This window comes from Marinobacterium halophilum, assembly GCF_003014615.1.
Taxonomy (GTDB): Bacteria; Pseudomonadota; Gammaproteobacteria; order Pseudomonadales; family Balneatricaceae; genus Marinobacterium; species Marinobacterium halophilum.
The window spans coordinates 78,903-94,208 of record NZ_PYGI01000010.1; the positions used below are offsets into that span (position 1 = coordinate 78,903).

Genomic DNA, 15,306 nt, shown 5'->3' on the forward strand with positions numbered 1-15,306 from the left:
GCCGCTCACTTTATGCTCAGAGGCTATATAAGGGGTTTCTGATGCACACTAACAACAATATTCGTTCAGATCTCTGGCTCAAACGCATGGCGTGGCTGGGTATTCCATTGGCGCTGGTCTGCGTGCTCAGTCTGTGGGCGGGCCAATGGTTGGGCAGTGGCGGGTTGGGCCGGGTGTTCATTTTGACCTTGCCGCCGGTGCTGGTGATCGGTTTTGCCTACAATATCCGCTACCTGCTGCTGGTGCAGCGCGCTCGGCGCGCTTCATCGCGTTCGTAACATCCTGTTGTTCGACGAGGGTATAACCATGGAAACAAATATCGGCATTCTGGACCAGCTGGTGCGTGTTCTGATCGGTATGGTCTTCATCATTCTGATCTTTTTCGGTCCGCAGACCTGGTGGGGGCTGATCGGGGTGCCGATCATCGCGATTGCGATCTCCGGCACCTGTCCGCTGTACAGCCTGCTGGGTATCCGAACCTGTCGCCGCAAGGGCTGAAATTCATCCGCCATTCAGACCCTGCTCTCTAGGCTGGTGGGCAATTTTCAATTTACTGAATGCCTGTAGCACAATGGCAACATCATGGAGATCAGGTCTTGGCGGGACAGAATGGATCAGCATACAACCGGCGTCGGCAGCAATGGTGGCCGGTCGCCGGGCTGTTTGTCATGCTGGGGGCAGGGATGCCCGGCTACGCAGAATTACCCGATGCAGTTCCCGAGGCGTCCGTGACCCCTGCCGATGCTGCCAGCAGAGTTAACCTGCTGCAGGCATCTGAACTAGCTCAGCAGATGGTCGGCGGCGAGATCATCAAGGCGGAGCTGACCCGATACCGGGATAGTGATGTCTATCTGGTGCGCTTGCTGGATCAGGGTCGGGTGCGTGATGTATTGGTCGATACGGCTACAGGCCGGATGTTATTGCCCTTGCAGGCGGAGATTGCCGAATGAAAGCACTGATAGTGGAAGATGATGCTGACCTGAGACGGCAGCTCAAGCTGCAGCTCGAGCAGCGCGGGTATACCATCGAAGAGACCGGGAGTGGGCGTGAAGCGCTCTATTTCGGCCAGGAATATGAGTACGACATCGCGATTGTCGATATCGGCCTGCCGGAAGTGTCCGGCCTGGACGTAATCCGGCAGTGGCGGGCGGAGGGCAATACAGTACCGGTGCTGGTGCTGACGGCGCGGGGTGACTGGCAGGATAAAGTGGCGGGTCTGGAAGCCGGTGCCGACGATTATCTGGCCAAGCCGTTCCATGCCGAAGAGTTGCTGGCGCGCCTGAACGCACTGGTACGCCGGGCTTCCGGTCATGCCAGTCCGGTGCTCAAGTTTGGTCCGCTGGAACTGGATACGGCAGCGCGAGTGGTGACCCGGGAAGGCGGTGAAGTACGCCTGACCAGCTACGAGTATCGTACGCTTGAATATCTGATGTTGAATGCGGGTAAAACCATCTCCAAGGCGGAACTGACCGAACACCTTTATCACCAGGACTATGACCGCGACAGCAATGTACTGGAGGTGTTTATTCGTCGCCTGCGGCAGAAACTGGACCCTGAGCAATCATTGCAGCCGATCATCACGGTGCGCGGCTTGGGGTATCGCTTTGCGCTGGAAGACGTTCGTCAGGCGTGACCGATACCGATTCCCGTGTCCCTCTGTCCCTGCGTGGGCGCCTGCTGCGCGCCTCCGCAGTCATCCTGCCGTTGGTCATTGTGCTGGCGGGTTTGGCCCTGCTCAAGGCCTTTCATTCCAGCCTTGAAAGTGCTGAAGCCTCGCAGGCGCGGCTGCAGGTATACCTGCTGCTGGGCGCACTGGAAGTGGAGGATGGCCGGCTGACCCTGCCGAGTACGGTGCTGGAACCCGGATTCAACCGGCCCAACTCCGGTGTGTATGGTTTTATTCACGGTGAAGACCGTCGCCTGTTCTGGCGCTCGGGTTCCAGTCTGGCCCTGCCCGACACGTTGGTACAACGCTTGCCCAGCTCACTGCTCAAACCGGGGCAGTCGCTGCTCAGTCATTTGCCGGAGCAACAGCTGTACCTGTTTCAGTATCCGGTGATCTGGGAAAGTGCGGCCGGTGAAATGCGCTTGCTGATTTCGGTGCTGCGCAGTGATGAGTCGGTCCGTAGCGCAATGAAGGCGTTCAGCCTGCAGCTGCTGGGCTGGCTCAGTGGCATTTGTCTGGTGGCCCTGCTGGCGCAATACTTCATCATGCGCTGGGGCCTGCGGCCGCTGGACTTGCTGACCCGTGACCTCAAACGTATCGAAGACGGCGAATCCGACCAGTTGGAACACCAGTATCCGGTTGAAGTTCAGGGCGTGACCGATAGCCTTAATCGTTTGATCGAGTCCGAGCGCAAACAGCGCGAACGCTACCGCAACACGCTGGGTGATTTGGCGCACAGTCTGAAAACGCCACTGGCGGTAATCCACGGGGCCGGTGATGAAGGCCTGGATTTCGACAGTTATCGCCAGCAGGTGGAAGAACAGGCTCAGCGGATGCAGCAGATCGTGCAGTATCAGCTGGCGCGTGCGGTGAAGACGGAAGGGCGCACGCTGGCACAGACGTTGCCGGTCGCGCCGGTAGTGGACCGGCTGTTACGGGTCATGGAAAAGGTTTATGCCCGTCAGCCCAAGGATATTGAAGCGGTGCTGGACCCGGAAGCCGGGTTTGCCGGTGATGAGCGCGACCTGATGGAGCTGCTGGGCAACCTGATCGACAATGCCTTCAAGTATGGTGATGGCCGTGTACGGGTGGTCGTTGAACTGGCTGGGCCGCTGGTGCAGATTGAGGTCAGTGATGATGGTCGGGGCGTGGCACCCAGGCAGCGTCAGGTGATTCTGCAGCGGGGTGCCCGGCTCGATACTCAGGCACCGGGACAAGGGATCGGTTTGGCCGTGGCCCTGGATATTGTCAGCAGCTACGACGGCGCGCTCGAGGTCAGTGAATCCGACCTCGGCGGCGCCTGTTTCCGAGTTTCGCTGCCGGGCGGGCCGGTTATGCCAGCGGTTTGAAGAACACCTTGGAGTTGCGCTGGAAGTTGTACAACGCCTTTTTCTCTTGTGGCAGCTGATCCAGATCGGCGGCGGCAAAGCCACGCTCGACAAACCAGTGTGCCGTACGCGTAGTCAGTACAAACAGGCGCTGCAGCCCCAGCGTTCGGGCCTGGGCTTCGATTGCGTCGAGCAGGCGGTCCCCACGCTGGCCGCCACGGTAGCTCTGGTCAATGGCGACACAGGCAAGTTCACCGATCGCCTCGTCCTTGAAGGGGTAAAGCGCCGCGCAGCCGATGATCGCGCCGTCACGCTCGACCACGGTGAACTGTTCGATTTCGCTTTCCAGGTACTCGCGTGAGCGTCGCACCAGAACTCCTTTTTCCTCCAGTGGAGCAATCAGCTCCAGAATGCCGCCGACATCCTCAATGTTGGCCGGGCGCACCTGTTCATAGGAATGGCTGACTACCATGGTGCCCTGGCCATCACGGGTAAACAGCTCGCTGAGCAGCGCGCCGTCCTGTTGATAGCTGATTAAATGACAGCGGGGGACGCCCTCTTCACAGGCCGTCGCTGCCGCTTCCAGCAGGCAGGCGGTCTCGCTGTAGGGCTGCTCCGGGTCATCCACCCGCGCCATATACTGTTGCACCAGCCGGGACGCGGTTTCAGCCAGCAGTTCGCTGCGCAGTTCGCCACGGCTGTCATGGATACCCACTTTGGAGCCGAACAGGATCAGTTTGTCGGCCTTGAGTGCCACCGCCGTGCGGGTGGCGACCTCTTCCGCTGACAGGTTGAACACCTCGCCGGTGGGTGAAAACCCCAAATTGGACAGCAATACGATCTGGTTCAGGTCCAGCAGCCGACGAATGCCCTCGTGATCGACCCGGCGCAATTCGCCGGTATGGCCCATGTCGATGCCATCCAGCACGCCGACGGGACGGGCGGTCACGAAATTGCCGCTGCATATGCGGATGCGGGCGCCGTGCATCGGTGTATTGGCCAGCCCCATCGACAGACGCGCTTCGAGTTCGGTGCGCAGAGTGCCGACCGCTTCGATGACGCATTCCAGGATGGCGCTGCTGGTGACCCTCAGGTCGTGATGCAGCCGGGTTTCAATGCCGCGAGCCTGCAGCCGCTGTTCGGCCTGAGGGCGGGCGCCATGCACCAGCACCAGGCGGACGCCAAGGCTGTTGAGCAGAGCGATGTCATGAACGGTGTTGGCAAAGTTTGCATCCGCAATCGCTTCACCGCTCAACATCAGCACAAAGGTCTTGCCGCGATGTGCATTGATGTAGGGAGACGAGTGGCGGAACCAGTTGACGTAATCGGTGGTGCTCAAGGTCAGCTCCTGATCAGGCTGGGTATACAGCCTGCATTGTGCAACCTTTGCGCCACGGGGTCCATGATTGGCTGCGGCGGCCCGGGCGGGCCGCCGCGATAGCTCAGGAGAAGATGCCCTTGAACATGAAGAAGAACAGAATGGACAGAATGGCACCTGCCGGCAGAGTGACGATCCAGGACACGAAGATGGTACCGACAACCTTCAGGTTGAGGGCCGCCAGACCGCGCGCCAGACCAACACCCAGAACGGCACCCACCAGTGTATGGGTGGTCGAGATCGGCAGGCCGGTACCGGATGCAACGACCACGGTGGAGGCTGCGGCCAGCGTAGCGGCAAAGCCGCGGCTCGGGGTCAGCTCAGTGATATTCTGGCCCACGGTCGCGATCACTTTGTGACCATACATCACCAGACCGGCGACGATACCGGCGCCACCCAACAGCAGAATCCAGGCGGGCATGGCGGCCTTCTGTGCGACTTCACCGCTGTTGTGCACGATGCCGACGATGGCGGCCAGCGGACCAACGGCATTGGCCACATCATTGGAACCGTGGGCAAAGGCCATGGCGCAGGCGGTGAACATCATCAGTACACCAAACACCTTTTCGACACTGGTGAAGTGGTATTCACGGTCGGCGTCGACATCAATCTTGATGTTACGCTGCATAAACATGCCCAGGCCCATGGTCAGCAGACCAATGACCACGGAAATGCCCGCGCTTTGCAACCAGCTCAGATGCAGGCCGATATGCTTCAGGCCCTTGGTAAACGTCACCATGGCGATGATGAAGCCGACCAGAAAGATGTAATAGGGCACGTAGCGCTTGGCGTTGGCAAAAGGATTCTCGGTATCGAGGATCAGTTTCTGCACGCTGCGGAACAGGAAAAAGGCGAGGATGCCTGCAGTGACCGGCGAGACGACCCAGCTGGCCACGATCGAGCCGACCTTGGACCAGTGTACGGCATCCACGGAAATGCCCACGGCGGCAAAGCCGACGATGGCACCGACGATGGAGTGCGTGGTCGAAACGGGCCAACCGAAGTGGGTTGCGATCAGCAGCCAGACGCCTGCGGCCAGCAGGGATGCCATCATGCCATAGACCAGCAATTCGGGGTTGGCGGAGAGCATCGAGGGCTCGATGATGCCTTTGCGAATGGTCTCGGTAACTGCGCCACCCGCCAGATAGGCACCGGCGAATTCGAACAGGATAGCGATAACGATCGCCTGCTTCAGGGTCAGGGCGCGGGAGCCGACAGAGGTCCCCATTGCGTTGGCGACATCATTGGCGCCTACACCCCAGGCCATGAAGAAGCCGAAGACACAGGCCATAATGACCATGATGTTGCCGTACTGAGCAATGATATCCATTGTGTAGCCTTGGTCGTTTTAGTTTAACGTGCGAGGAGCAGTTGCAGGCGGTTACCAACCTGCTGGGCACGGTTGGCCAGATCGCCAACCCACTGAATAACCTGGTAGAGGAACATGACGTCGATCGGATAGAGATCGCGTTCAACGGCAAACAGCGACGAACGCAGTTCACGTTCATGCTCATCGGCCTTGTGTTCCAGATCGTCCAGGCCGGTGATCAGGCGTTCGACGATATCGACTTCATGACCACGGAAACCGGCGGTCAACAGTTCGTCCAGCTCACGCAGGGCCAGTACGGCCTGTTCAATCGCCATCAGTGTTGTCTGCAGCAGGCCCAGCAATTCAGCCTGAATTGGCTGCGGGATCTGCATCTGCCGTCCTAGCATCAGACCGGCAATATCCTTGGCACGATTGGCGATTTTGTCCTGCATGCGCAGGAGATCGAGCAGATCGGTACGCGGGACAGGCAAAAAGATACTCGCTGGCAAACGCTGGCGGATATCGCGTTTGAGATCGTCCGCTTCGTTCTCCAGTTCAGCAATGCGCTGCTGGCATGCAGCGGCGGTGTTCCAGTCGTTTTTCATGACTGCTTCGAAAAACGGGATCAGTTCAGCGGCGCTTTCCTGTGCCTTGACGATATGCTCCTGCATCGGCTTGAACGGGGAACGTGCAAACATCTGCAGAATAGGGCTGTTAACCATGTTGCGTTCCTGTTGCAGGTGAAAACTCGGCGCAGTATACGTGCTGATGTCATTTATCTGTAGTGATAGCGTCACAAAAAATGGTGAAATCTGACGCCCATCAGCGCAAATCCTTGGGTACACTGGTAAAAAATTTACAGGTGTTTGAATAATGGCCACAGAAACGGAACTGAAACTGCTGTTGACCGAGGCGGATATCGAGGGGCTGCGTACACATCCGCGGTTGCAGGCCGGTGCGGCTCGTGGGTGTCAAACCCTGTTTAACACCTATTATGATAGTCCTGATCTGGCGTTGGCACAGGCCAAGGTGGCCTTGCGCCTGCGCCGTCAGGGTTCGCGGGTGATTCAGACATTGAAAACCCGAGGGCAGAGCGTCAACGGTCTGCATCAGCGCGGCGAATGGGAATGGGAGCGCGACCAGGCGACTCTCGACCCTGCACTGCTGGTCGGTGATGTCTGGCCCGAGGGCTTGCCGCCTGCCGCAGAGTTGCACCTGTTACCGGTATTCACGACCGATTTCGAGCGTGAGCTTTGGGATGTGCGTTACCGTAATGCCGACATCGAAGTGGCACTGGATCGTGGCCGGATCAGCTGTGACGGCTGCGCGAGGGAAGACACCATTCTCGAGTTGGAACTGGAGCTCAAGTCCGGCGATGCCTTGGAGTTGCTGGCGCTGGCCGATGAGTTGGGTCGACAAGTCACGCTGCAGCCGTTCGACCTGAGCAAGGCGCAACGCGGCTATCAGTTGTATCAACAGTGCCGGGATACGGATCAGGCAGGATAAGGAGAAGGCCATGCAACAGGCTGGTGAAAGTTATACCCCGGTGCCGACGGCACTGAGTGCGCTGTTGGTGCGCAATCAAGCCCGCGTTGAAGACGCGTTGGCACGGCTGGATACGCAGCCCGAGTGGCTGCAGGCACAGCTGGATCACGTGCTGATCGGCAGCGATTATGTGGCCGAGCAACTGCAGCGGCATCCGGAGTGGCTGGCCGAACTGATTGACAGTGGTGACCTGCAGCAGGCCTACGCGGACAGTACTTATGCGCAACGGCTGCAGGCATTGCTGGCAGTGACGACAGACGAAAAGGAACTGCATCGGCAGCTGCGCCTGTTCCGCCAGCGCGAGATGGTGCGCCTGGTCTGGCGTGATCTTAACCGGCTGACGGACATGCGCGGTACCACCCGTGAACTGTCGCGGCTGGCCGATGCCTGTATCGACCGCACCCTGGACTGGCTGTATGGCCAGGCCTGTGAACGCTGGGGCACGCCCTACTCGCGTGCTGATGCTGACGGCGTGCGCCATCCGCAGCGGATGGTGGTACTGGGCATGGGCAAGCTGGGGGCGGACGAACTCAACCTGTCGTCTGATATCGATCTGATCTTCACTTTTCCGGCCAACGGTGAAACCGAAGGTGCACGTAGGGCACTGGAAAATCAGGACTTCTTTATCCGTTTGGGGCAGAAGCTGATTCAGGCGCTCGACAATGTAACCCTGGACGGTTTCGTCTTCCGCGTCGACATGCGCCTGCGCCCCTTCGGTTCGTCGGGGCCGCTGGCGAGCAGCTTCGCTTCCATGGAAAATTACTACCAGAATCAGGGCCGTGACTGGGAACGTTACGCCATGATCAAGGCGCGGGTGGTGGCTGGTGATACCGTCGCCGGTGCGGAACTGATTCAGCTGTTGCGGCCGTTCGTGTACCGCAAGTACATCGACTTCAGTGCGTTCGAGTCATTGCGTGACATGAAGGCGATGATCAATCGCGAAGTCCGACGCAAGGGCCTGGACCAGAACGTCAAGCTGGGGGCTGGCGGTATCCGTGAAGTAGAGTTCATCGCGCAGGCGTTCCAGTTGATCCGCGGGGGGCGCGACGCCGAACTGCAACAGCGCGAACTGCTCAACATCCTGCCGCAGTTGCCGGAAAAGGTCGGTATGCCGGACACGGCCGTCACCGAGCTGACCGAGGCGTATGTGTTCCTGCGCAATGTGGAACATGGCATCCAGGCCATTGCCGACAGGCAGACCCAGGAACTGCCGGACGATGATGAAGGGCGGGCTCGCCTGGCCTGGGCGCAGGGCTTTGCCGACTGGACGGCGCTGACCGATGCGCTGCACAACGCCCGCGCCGCCGTGTCCCGCCACTTTGCCGACGTCATTGCCCCGGCGGACGAGGGTGAAGAGACCGCAGACGACCAGCGCACCGAGTGGCTGGCTCTGTGGCAGGGAGAGATGGATGACGACAGCAGCAGCGCGTTTCTGCGTGAGCAGGGCTACCAGCAGCCGGAGGTGGCACTCAAGGCGCTGCAGGACCTGAAAGGGCTGCGCACCGTGCAGATGCTGCAGAAGGTTGCACTGGAACGACTGGAGGTGGTGTTGCCGCCACTGCTGGAGCAGGTGGGCTTGTGTGATAACGCCGAGACCACGCTGGAGCGGGTGCTGGTACTGGTACAGGCGGTGCTGCGCCGCTCGGCTTACTTCGTGCTGCTGTCGGAGAACCCGGCGGCACTGAAGCAGCTGGTCCGGTTGTGTTCGGCCAGTGCCTGGTTTGCCGAGCAGTTGTCCCGGCAACCGGTACTGCTCGACGAGCTGATCGACCCGCGGACCCTCTATGCTCCGCCGGATCTGACCGCGCTGCGCACCGAATTGCGGCAGCAACTGCTGCGCATCCCGGAAGATGATATCGAGCAGCTGATGGAAACGCTGCGTTACTTCAAGCATGCACATATGCTGCGGGTAGCGGCGTCTGACATCACCGGTGTGCTGCCGTTGATGAAGGTCAGCGATTACCTGACCTGGCTGGCGGAAGCGGTGCTGGAGGCGGTGCTGGAGATCGCCTGGCGCAATCTGACCGAAAAGCATGGCGTGCCGATGCGAGCGCCGGGTGTGCCCTGCGACCCCGATTTTATTGTGGTCGGTTACGGCAAGGTGGGTGGGATCGAGCTGTCCTACGGTTCGGATCTGGATCTGGTGTTCCTGCATGATGCCGCTTCCAATCTGGAGACCGACGGTGGCCGGCCGCTAGCCAATAGCGTGTTTTTCAACCGCCTGGGCCAGCGCATCATTCATATTCTCAACACCTTTACCCCGTCCGGCATTCTCTATGAAGTCGATATGCGGCTGCGCCCGTCGGGCAATTCGGGGCTGCTGGTCAGCTCGCTGAGTGCCTTTCGTGACTACCAGCACAAGGATGCGTGGACCTGGGAGCATCAGGCATTGGTGCGGGCGCGGGTCGTGGCCGGCAGTCCGGCACTGGCCGAGCGGTTCGAGCAGGTGCGCCACGAGATTCTGCAGCAACCCCGCGATGCCGCAACACTGGGCACCGAGGTGGCCGACATGCGTGAGAAGATGCGCGAGCATCTGGGCAGCAAGAACACCGGCGATACGGAGCACCCGGTATTCAATCTGAAGCAGGACCGTGGTGGCATCGTCGATATTGAGTTCATGGTGCAGTATCTGGTGCTGCGGCATGCTGCAGCACGCCCAGAACTGCTGCGCTGGACTGACAATATCCGCATTCTGGACAGTTTGGAGGCTGCCGGTTTGTTGGCAGCGGACGATGCCGAGCTGCTGCGTGAAGCCTACAAGGCCTTCCGGGCGGCGGGGCATCGGCTGACGCTGCAGAACCTGTCCGGCGTGCTGGATGAGGAGGAGATGCGCGAATATCGCGAGGGCGTGGCCGCTATCTGGCAGCGCCTGATGGCCGCCTGATCGACAACGCAAAAGCCGACCCTGGAGGTCGGCTTGTTTACATCAAGCGCTGTGATGCCCGATCAGATGCTGGTCAGCCAGCCGTGAGTATCGTCGGCCTTGCCCCACTGGATATCGTTGAGGGCGCGGCGCAGACGCAGTGTGGTTTCGCCGATGCCGCCATTGCCGACCGGATATTCCTTGCCCTGGTAGATCAGGGTGCCAACGGCGGTCAGGACGGCGGCGGTGCCGGACAGGGCAGCTTCACAGCCCGGACGGGCGCTGCGCTCAAGCAGCTCTTCAACGCTCAGCTCTCGTTCCTGTACATCCATGCCCATGTCGCGGGCCAGGGTCAGAATGGAGTCGCGGGTCACGCCGTGCAGGAACGATGAGTCCAGCGCCTTGGTGATGATCTCGTTGCCGTCGATCAGCAGGAAGTTGGCTGCGCCGGTCTCCTGGACATCGCCACCCGGGCAAAACAGTACCTGATCGGCCTGGAATTCGGCGCGGGCCTTCATGATCGGCTGCAGCGCACCGGCGTAGTTGCCGCCGGACTTGACCATGCCCATGTGCGGCGGACAGCGCATGCCTTCGTCGTCCAGCAGCAGGCGCAGCGCCTTGTCGCCACCGGTGAAGTAATCGCCGACCGGCGATAGCAGTACGTACAGGCAGGAGGTCAGCGATGGCACGGCAGCCTTGCCGATAGCCGGTTCAGTGCCGATATGGGTCGGACGGATATACATGGAGCCCGGCGGTGAAGGCACTTCGTCGGCGAAGCGGGCGACGATGTCGCGGATCATGTCAGCCATCACCGCTTCGTCGAATGCCGGCAGGGCCAGCAGTTCAGAGCTCTGAGCCAGGCGGCTGATGTTCTTGTCCATACGGAAAACCTTGACCGAGCCGTCTTCGTGGCGGAACGCCTTCAGGCCTTCGAAACAGGTGCTGGAATAGTGCAGCACGTGGGCACCCGGATGCAGCTGAAGGCTGTCGCTCGAGACCACGTCGGTGTCGCTCCATTGTGAGCCGTCGAACCAGGAGATCGCCATTTCAGGCATGAACACGGAACCAAAAGCAGACATAAGACCTTCCTAACAAGCAGGGTTGAGAGAGACCGGTGGGCGCAACCGCAGCGACATGGTGCGGGCACGGCAGCAGCCTAGATTGTATGCATTCACGGCAAAAATGGAATGACCCGAAGGGCGTAAATAGTGTTGCACGCTTCGTTGCATCGCGCCGCTAATGGTACCATAGGTGTTTTGGCAGCATGTAGCGGTTGCAGGGGATTGAGCGCGGGTGAATGACGTAACACAGGCAAAACAGATCTGGATTGTCAGTGATGGCAAGCCGGGACATCTGAACCAGTCCCGTGGCCTTGCCGAAGCGATCGCGCGCCAGCGTGAGGTGGTGATCAGTGAACAGCCGCCCATGAGCAGGCTGCAGGCGCTGCGGCTCTGTTTCAGCGGCTTTTTGCCGACGCTGGACGACAAGCCGGCGCTGCTGATTGGTGCCGGCCACGCCACCCATTTGACCCTGCTGGCCTTGCGCCGGCTGTATGGGGTGCCTGCAGTGGTGTTGATGCAGCCGTCGATTCCGATGGGATTTTTCGATCTCTGTCTGGTCCCCGAGCACGACCAGCCGCCGTCGCGCCCGAACATTATTCCCACGCGAGGCGCATTGAACCGCATGCAGCCGGGTGCCAAAACGCCGGGTAGCGGGGTGGTCCTGATCGGCGGGCCGTCAAAGCATTTCGATTGGGACGAACCCCGTGTGCTGGAGCAGGTGGAATCCTTGCTGGCCGCAGGTGCCCGTGACTGGTTGATCGGCTCATCACGGCGCACACCGGCCAGTACTGAACAGGCGCTGGCCGCACTGGTCGGCGAGCGTTTCGTGCCCGCGGCCAACACCGGCGCTGACTGGCTGCCTGAACAGCTGGGCAGGGCCGAGGTGTGCTGGGTAACCGAAGACAGTGCCTCAATGGTGTATGAAGCCCTGACGGCCGGGTGTCGGGTGGGTGTTTTGGGGCCTGCGGACCGGGTGGATAATCGTTTGAGTCGAGGACTTGAAGGGCTGGCATCACAGGGGCAGATTACCCGTGCGCCGGACTGGTTGATGCAGCAACTGAGCAATGAGCACGGCGCCTTCAACGAAGCAGCGCGCTGTGCCGATGCAATATTAAAGAGAGAATGGTTGTGAAAGTGGTACAGGTATTACCGGCGCTGGAGCTGGGCGGAGTCGAACGTGGCACGCTGGAAGTCGCGCGAGGCCTGGTCGCGGCAGGTCATGAGTCGGTGGTGGTATCCGCCGGTGGTCGCCTGGTTGAACAGCTGGAGCGCGAAGGCAGTCGTCATGTGCCGTGGGAGCTGGGCAAGAAATCCCTGCTCACCTTCCTGCAGGTCCCGAAGTTCCGGCGCTGGCTGGCACAGGAACAGCCCGACATCGTGCATGTGCGCTCCCGCATGCCGGCATGGGTGGTATGGCTGGCCTGGCGGACGATGGATCCAGCCAGGCGGCCGCGGTTTATCACCACTTTGCACGGCATGCACTCGATCAATCGTTACAGTGCCATCATGGGCCGGGGCGAGCGTGTTATCGCGGTCTCTGAAACGGCCAAACGCTATCTGCTGGACAATTTTTCCGGCGTGGATCCGGCAAAGGTGACGGTGATTCATCGCGGTATCGATCCCAACGAATTTCCGCCCGGCTATCAGCCCGCTGATGCGTGGAAAGAGCAACTGTTCAGTGATTATCCCGCTGCCAAAAACAAGCATTTGATCTGTTTTCCGGGTCGCATCACCCGCTGGAAAGGACATCTGGATCTGGTCAAGGTAGTTGCAGAACTGTGCCGTCAGCGTCAGGATTTCCATGTGTTGGTGGTGGGCAGTGACCCCAAGGACAAGTTCATCCATGAGGTGAAAACCGCCATTAGTGAGGCCGGGCTGGATGCTTATTTCTCGTTTCTTGGTACCCGCTCCGATATGAAAGAGCTATACGCCGTGGCTGACGTGACATTGTCGTTGACTTCAACAACCGCCGAGGCCTTTGGTCGTACGGTGGTTGAGTGTCTGTCCGTTGGCACGCCGGTGATCGGCTATGCCCATGGTGCAGTGGCGGAAACCTTGGGGGCGATTTACCCGCAGGGAAAAGTGGAGACAGGTGACGTTCAGGCTGTTGTGCGCAAAGTGGCTGCCGTTATCGAGGGCGAGTCCGCACCGATACAGGACAACCCGTTTGTGCAGCACCGGATGCTCACTGAAACTTTGAATCTATACACCGACGTCACAGGAGCCGGCACGCCGTCATGAGTACCTTATCATTGCCCACTTCACGAGGCGGGTTGTTGGCCGTAGGCTTGATGGCCTGTTTTGTGCTGTTATTGCCGCTGACGGAAGCGGTGCATATTGTACCGCTGTTGCTGATACTGGGCAGCGTGTTCATGCGCAACCAGCTCACCAGGTTTGAGGGTTTTAACCAATTTCTGGCAATTGCCCTGTTGTTGACGGTGCCTGCGGCCATTGCCGCCATCGGTGCGCGGGATGTGGAAAAAACCTTGATCGATGCCGTGCGTATCGGGCTCTATTTCTATGCCGGTCTGGTATTGCTGATGCTGAATCGGGAGGCACTCTCGGCGCGGTTGTCGGATCTGCTGTTTTACCTGGTCCTGCTGATCTCGCTGGCCTGGAGTGCTGATGCCATTATCCAGTATGCCAGCGGCAAGAACCTGCTGGGTTTCGAATACAACAATTACCGCGTGACCGGTGTGTTCCATCCCAAAATGCGGATCGGCATCGTTCTGGCCCATTTGCTGCCTTTCTCGATCGAAGCCTGTCGCCGCTGGTCCGCTTACCGAGTTGGCAGTCTGTCATGGTTGCTGCTGATACCGATTCTGTTTGTCATCATTATTGGCGGCAGTCGTTCATCCTGGCTGGTGGCGGTAGCGGCTATCTTTGGCTATATGCTGTTCTTCGTGTGGCAGGGTGTCGTGTCCAGAAAAGCCGTGCTGGTCGGCTTGGTCATCAGCACGGCAGCTGCGCTGGCGGCCTACGAATGGGTGCCCCAGTTTCAGCAGCGCATGGATCGTACCGCACAGATTTTTGATCTGAGCGAAGACTCGCTGAATGCGGCAACGTCCATGCGTGGCGAAGTCTGGGCTGCGGCCTGGTCGCTGTTCAAGGACGACCCGATTAACGGCATTGGCCAGGGTGCCATGGCCAGCATGACCGAAGAGCAGCAGTTGGCCAGTCGAGGCTATCCTCACGCGCATTTCTTTGGTCTGGATGTTCTGATGTATGCCGGACTGATCGGTTTTGTCGCCTATATGCTGGCGTTTGCGGTGTTGATGCAGCGTTGGTGGCAGGCCGCGCGGGGGGGGCGTTGTGGTGACTTTGCACTGACCTTTGCCGCCGTGCTGATGGCGATGCCGATCAATACGCACTGGGGCATTTATTCGACGCTGTCGTCGTCGATCATGTGCATGTTGATTATTGTCAGCTTTCTGCGGACACAGGAATCTGAGCGCTCTGTCGTTGGAGCCGGCGCATGATTGACTTGCACGGGCTGACTCCGTTCGCCAGCGGCGGCAATCGCCACTGTTACATTCACCCCGAGGATGCGGGCAAGTGTGTCAAGGTGGCACGCCAGGAAGTGATCGACAAGCGCTTCAAGGGATCGTCCTGGATCAAGCGCCAGCAGGGGCGTGATCGGCTGGATGACAACCTGCAGGAGCTGAAGGGGTATCGGCAGCTGCGTAAAGTGGCCGCCAGTCCGCAGCTGTATGACCATATCCCGCAGCTCTGGGGGCGTGAGCTGACCTCTGAAGGGATGGCCAACGTCAGTGAACTGATCACAACCGCGACGGGGGAGGTGGCACCGAATCTGTCGCAATGGCTGGTACAGCAGGGCATGGATGAGGCGACCACGGTTGCCATTCGTGAGTTCCAGTCCTGGTTGCGCGCGCACCAGGTGCTGACGCGGAACCTGCTGCCGCATAACCTTGCGGTCAAATCGGGGCCGCAGGGGATACGTCTGTACATTATCGACGGCTTGGGTGCGCCGGACTTTCTGGCGCTGTTATACCCGTTGCGCTCCTGGCGACAACAGTACATTGAACGCAAGATCCGCAACATGAACCTGCGTATTCAATGGGAGCTGGACGGACGTCCGGGCCAGTGGCGTACAGCGCAGAAGGCGATCATTGCGCGCAGCAAGCACTCGAAATGA

At 59.8% G+C, this 15,306-nt stretch carries 15 protein-coding genes; 11 read left to right on the top strand and 4 right to left on the bottom strand.

Annotation, left to right across the window (positions count from 1 at the left end; all coding sequences use genetic code 11):
• The first annotated feature begins 41 nt into the window (after positions 1-41).
• The 5 genes from CLV44_RS08460 (at position 42) to CLV44_RS08480 (ending at position 3,015) form a co-directional block, all read left to right on the top strand.
• On the top strand, positions 42-278 hold the full coding sequence (locus CLV44_RS08460) for a hypothetical protein (RefSeq protein WP_106591682.1): 237 nt from the start codon (positions 42-44) through the stop codon (positions 276-278).
• Positions 279-306: 28 nt separating this feature from the next.
• On the top strand, positions 307-498 hold the full coding sequence (locus CLV44_RS08465) for a YgaP family membrane protein (RefSeq protein ID WP_106591683.1): 192 nt from the start codon (positions 307-309) through the stop codon (positions 496-498).
• Positions 499-596: 98 nt separating this feature from the next.
• Positions 597-950, top strand: a complete 354-nt coding sequence (locus CLV44_RS08470) for a PepSY domain-containing protein (RefSeq protein WP_106591684.1) — start codon at positions 597-599, stop codon at positions 948-950.
• Entirely contained in the window at positions 947-1,633 is a 687-nt protein-coding gene (locus tag CLV44_RS08475) for a response regulator transcription factor (RefSeq protein ID WP_106591685.1), read from the top strand. The genes CLV44_RS08470 and CLV44_RS08475 overlap by 4 nt, the downstream gene beginning before the upstream one ends.
• Positions 1,630-3,015 (top strand): ATP-binding protein, encoded by a 1,386-nt coding sequence (locus tag CLV44_RS08480; protein ID WP_106591686.1) that lies wholly within the window; start codon positions 1,630-1,632, stop codon positions 3,013-3,015. The genes CLV44_RS08475 and CLV44_RS08480 overlap by 4 nt, the downstream gene beginning before the upstream one ends.
• Here the strand turns inward: CLV44_RS08480 and argA are convergent.
• The 3 genes from argA to CLV44_RS08495 all read right to left on the bottom strand — a co-directional run bounded on the left by argA (position 2,999) and on the right by CLV44_RS08495 (position 6,403).
• Positions 2,999-4,339, bottom strand: a complete 1,341-nt coding sequence (gene argA, locus CLV44_RS08485) for an amino-acid N-acetyltransferase (protein WP_211298107.1) — start codon at positions 4,337-4,339, stop codon at positions 2,999-3,001. The two genes, CLV44_RS08480 and argA, sit on opposite strands and share 17 nt — an antisense overlap.
• A 97-nt stretch (positions 4,340-4,436) precedes the next feature.
• Positions 4,437-5,702: an inorganic phosphate transporter gene (locus CLV44_RS08490; RefSeq protein WP_106591688.1), complete on the bottom strand. Its 1,266-nt coding sequence runs from the start codon at positions 5,700-5,702 to the stop codon at positions 4,437-4,439.
• A 23-nt stretch (positions 5,703-5,725) separates the two neighbouring features.
• Entirely contained in the window at positions 5,726-6,403 is a 678-nt protein-coding gene (locus CLV44_RS08495; RefSeq protein ID WP_106591689.1) for a TIGR00153 family protein, read from the bottom strand.
• Between the two features lie 151 nt (positions 6,404-6,554).
• Between CLV44_RS08495 and CLV44_RS08500 the strand changes: the two genes are divergently transcribed.
• Together CLV44_RS08500 and glnE are read left to right on the top strand one after the other, a co-directional pair.
• On the top strand, positions 6,555-7,187 hold the full coding sequence (locus CLV44_RS08500; protein ID WP_106591690.1) for a CYTH domain-containing protein: 633 nt from the start codon (positions 6,555-6,557) through the stop codon (positions 7,185-7,187).
• Positions 7,188-7,197: 10 nt separating this feature from the next.
• Positions 7,198-10,110, top strand: coding sequence for a bifunctional [glutamate--ammonia ligase]-adenylyl-L-tyrosine phosphorylase/[glutamate--ammonia-ligase] adenylyltransferase (gene glnE / locus CLV44_RS08505; RefSeq protein WP_106591691.1), 2,913 nt, complete (start codon positions 7,198-7,200; stop codon positions 10,108-10,110).
• A gap of 62 nt (positions 10,111-10,172) precedes the next feature.
• Here glnE and CLV44_RS08510 read toward each other — a convergent pair whose 3' ends face one another.
• Complete coding sequence (locus CLV44_RS08510; RefSeq protein ID WP_106591692.1) at positions 10,173-11,168, bottom strand: branched-chain amino acid aminotransferase; 996 nt, start codon at positions 11,166-11,168, stop codon at positions 10,173-10,175.
• Between the two features lie 214 nt (positions 11,169-11,382).
• On the opposite strand from CLV44_RS08510, the gene CLV44_RS08515 reads away from it, so the two are divergent.
• The 4 genes from CLV44_RS08515 to CLV44_RS08530 are packed head-to-tail and all read left to right on the top strand — an operon-like array spanning position 11,383 to position 15,306.
• Complete coding sequence (locus CLV44_RS08515) at positions 11,383-12,282, top strand: mitochondrial fission ELM1 family protein (RefSeq protein ID WP_106591693.1); 900 nt, start codon at positions 11,383-11,385, stop codon at positions 12,280-12,282.
• The gene (locus CLV44_RS08520) at positions 12,279-13,391 is read left to right on the top strand and encodes a glycosyltransferase family 4 protein (protein WP_211298103.1); all 1,113 of its coding nucleotides are present in this window, start codon (positions 12,279-12,281) and stop codon (positions 13,389-13,391) included. The genes CLV44_RS08515 and CLV44_RS08520 overlap by 4 nt, the downstream gene beginning before the upstream one ends.
• Positions 13,388-14,629 carry an O-antigen ligase family protein gene (locus tag CLV44_RS08525; RefSeq protein ID WP_106591695.1) on the top strand — a complete coding sequence of 414 codons (1,242 nt, stop codon included), beginning with the start codon at positions 13,388-13,390 and terminating at the stop codon, positions 14,627-14,629. Before CLV44_RS08520 ends, CLV44_RS08525 begins: the two co-directional genes overlap by 4 nt.
• Positions 14,626-15,306 carry a YrbL family protein gene (locus CLV44_RS08530; RefSeq protein WP_106591696.1) on the top strand — a complete coding sequence of 227 codons (681 nt, stop codon included), beginning with the start codon at positions 14,626-14,628 and terminating at the stop codon, positions 15,304-15,306. Before CLV44_RS08525 ends, CLV44_RS08530 begins: the two co-directional genes overlap by 4 nt.